This is a genomic window from Protofrankia sp. Cj3 (genome assembly GCF_917627355.1).
GTDB lineage: Bacteria > Actinomycetota > Actinomycetes > Frankiales > Frankiaceae > Protofrankia.
Genome location: NZ_CAKJTR010000052.1, coordinates 20,067 through 22,988, shown reverse-complemented (window position 1 = coordinate 22,988; position 2,922 = coordinate 20,067). Strand labels below are relative to the sequence as shown.

Genomic DNA, 2,922 nt, shown 5'->3' with positions numbered 1-2,922 from the left:
GCGCACGCAACGTCATCATCGCGGCGCCGGTCCGCTCCGTCTGTTCCCGCCGGCCGGGGGACTCCCCCACCGGCGCGAACGGCCCGACCGCCACCACCGTTGCCGGCTCCCAGGCCAGGACAAGGCGGTCACCGACAAGCCGAGCGCCGTGCAGGCGCCCCCAGGCCACGCTGTGGACGAACATCGGGCCGCGGACCGTCAGCCTGCGCTCATCGAGGATGACGGACCGGCCGGTGGCAAACAGCCCGTTGGCCAGCAGAACGCCCCCGAGCCATACCGCGGGTACGACGTCCAGCCCCAGCAGCACGGCGATCGGAGCACCGAACAGCCCACCACCCAGCGCCGTCGCGCCGGCCGCCCGGTACCTGCCCGGTCCTCGCAGCACGGTGGGCAAAGCGGGCACGGCCGCGTCGGCGTCGCCCGCCGGTACGGGGCGGCCGGGCAAGCCGTATCCGGTGGCCGTGCCACCGGTACCACCGGCCGGGTTGTCGTCCCCGCCCGGCCCGCGTTGGGCTGCCCGGAGGCCACGGCCGCCCCGCAGCAACCGCCACCAACTGCTCGGCGGTGAGCGGAACGTCCGCAGCGGGGCAACGGGCAGCAGCACATCAGCACCACCGGCGGAGTCCCCGACGGCATAGTCCCCGATGACAAAGGCTGGCCAGGCGTCATCGTGCAGCCCGCCGACAAGCATGGCGGGAGAGGCTGTGGCGGCGTCGTCGACCTCACCCCGCCAGGCCCGCCCGAACGCCCGTTCATCGGAAAACCCGCCGGATTCACCGCGCCCATGAAGATCACCAGGCTGGCCGGGCTCATCGGAGCGGCCAGCGCCAACCTGCCCTGGCCCAGCCGCGCTGGCCGCGCCGGCCGCCCAACGGACGGGGACGACCGCGAGCGGCCGTTCTCCGCGCACGTCGTCCGCGGCGTAGACGAGCACCGCGCCACGCTCGTCTGTCATGATCCTTACGTGGATGCCCCGGTGCCGACCGGTCACAAGACCGCGACGGGCACGCCATCCCACCCACTCCCGCGACATCAACGCGGCCGCGATCGCCGCCGCGGCGAACCCGCCGGCGGCCCACCCGGTCGGGTCGTCCGGTTCGGCCAGGAGGCGGACCCAGCCGGGATCACCTGGATCGGTCCGGACCGGCACGGACGAGCCTGTCGGATAGCCAGCCGTGTCGGCCACCGCCAGGGTGCGGCGCGCCCCCGACGCGAGAACGACTGTGATCTTGCCTTTGCCCACCGCGACGATCTGGACGCTCTGCACCTCGGCCGCGGCGAGGTGACGGTCCTCGACAGCGCCCAGGTGGGCGTACCAGGCATACAGTCCAGCTGCCATGACGGTGAATGCGGCCACGGCCAGTAACCGAGAGCGCCGGAGGCCGCCGGGCCGGACCCACCCGAGCAGCACGCGCACACCGGCCAAATGATCAGTGATGGCCCGCTGGCCCACGCGCACCCGAACCAGCCAGGCCGCGACCGCGGCGCATGCCATCCCATACCCGACAAGTACGACGCTGGCAGGACCCCTGGTGTCGACGAGCACGTCCGCGACACAGAACACGATCCCGGCCGTGCACCCGGCCGCCGGCGACCACCACAGCAGCACCGGGACGCCCAGCAGACACACCCCGAGCAGCGCCGAGCCCAGATCCGGGCCGCAGTCACCCGGGTGAGCGACCGAGCAGGCAGGAGCGTCACCGGCCGTCGCGGCCAGCGCCGCGGCGAACCAGGCACAGATCAACGCTGGAAGCACCCAGGCAGGGATCCGCGCGGCCCACCAGAGGGCAGCCCCTCGCCCGTCCAGCGAGGCCGCCCGCGGGTTCGTTGACACGTCCGCCCCTCCCGCACAACCCCACGCGCCGGTGCGCGGAGTCAGCCGCTGAACATACCGCCTTCCCCGAAGGCACCTCCGGCCCTTCCCCGGGCAGCATCGAATGGATCAGATCGGGCCTTCTCCCACGGCGTAGCCCGCGGTGAGGCACACTCACAAGCGTGCGGACGGGATCGGGAGCGGTACGGGCCAGGCCGTGGCGTGTGATCGCGGTGCTGCCGTTGCTCCTCCTGGGCCTGCTGGTGATGCACGGTGGGCTGGGAGGGCTGCCGCCCAGCTCCATGGCTCACCTGTCCGCGGCCCACCCGCTCATGTCCCACCCATCGATGGCGGACGCTGTCGCGCAGACCGCCGCTGTCGCGCAGACCGCCCGGACGCGGGCCGCGGGGTCACCCGACTGCCCGGACCGGGGCGCGCCAGACGGGCCAGCGGGGCACAACACCCATCCGGGCCCGCTGTGCGGTGCCTTTCTCCGGGCGTCCACCACGATCGATCTACTGCTCCAGTTCGCCGCTTTCGCCGGGTGGCTGTTGGCCGCCGCGGCCGCCGGACAGCCGGCAGCCGCCGGTCGGGGTACGGGATGGCGTGGGTTACCCCGTGCCTGGAGACCTCAACCGCCCGATCCTGCCGCTCTCTGCGTGCTTCGTCTGTAGACCGGCCCGCGGCATGACCGCGCCCGCGCTGCCGTGTCTCGCGACGGGTCATGTCCGCTGTCCGGACATCCGCCTACTGACGATCACGTAAGGACCTCATTGCGATGAAGCGTTTTCTGCCGCTTCTGGCCGCGCTGCTCAGCGCCATGGTGCTGGCCGCGTGCGGCACCGGCAGTTCCCCAGCCAGCTCCACCACGCATTCCGCCGCCGCGTCATCCAGCGCGTCGGCAAACAGTGATCACAATGCCGCCGACGTCACGTTCGCCCAGGGTATGGTCCCGCATCACCAGCAGGCTGTTGACATGGCCGATCTGGCGTCGGCCCGGGCCGCCAGTGAGGAGGTCCGGTCATTGGCACGGACGATCCGAAGCGCCCAGGATCCCGAGATCACGACGATGACGGGCTGGCTGCGGAGCTGGGGCGAGCCCACGGCCA

Annotated in this window: 2 protein-coding genes and 1 pseudogene; 2 read left to right on the top strand and 1 reads right to left on the bottom strand. The window is 72.3% G+C overall.

Annotation, left to right across the window (positions count from 1 at the left end; all coding sequences use genetic code 11):
* Positions 1 to 1,834 (bottom strand): annotated as a pseudogene (locus MJ783_RS09605) (hypothetical protein); the annotation flags it as partial.
* Positions 1,835 to 2,037: 203 nt separating this feature from the next.
* Here MJ783_RS09605 and MJ783_RS09600 point away from each other — a divergent pair.
* Positions 2,038 to 2,487 (top strand): hypothetical protein, encoded by a 450-nt coding sequence (locus MJ783_RS09600; protein WP_239310031.1) that lies wholly within the window; start codon positions 2,038 to 2,040, stop codon positions 2,485 to 2,487.
* A 104-nt stretch (positions 2,488 to 2,591) separates the two neighbouring features.
* Positions 2,592 to 2,922, top strand: a 331-nt coding sequence (locus MJ783_RS09595) for a DUF305 domain-containing protein (RefSeq protein WP_239310030.1), incomplete at its 3' end; no start/stop codon positions are given.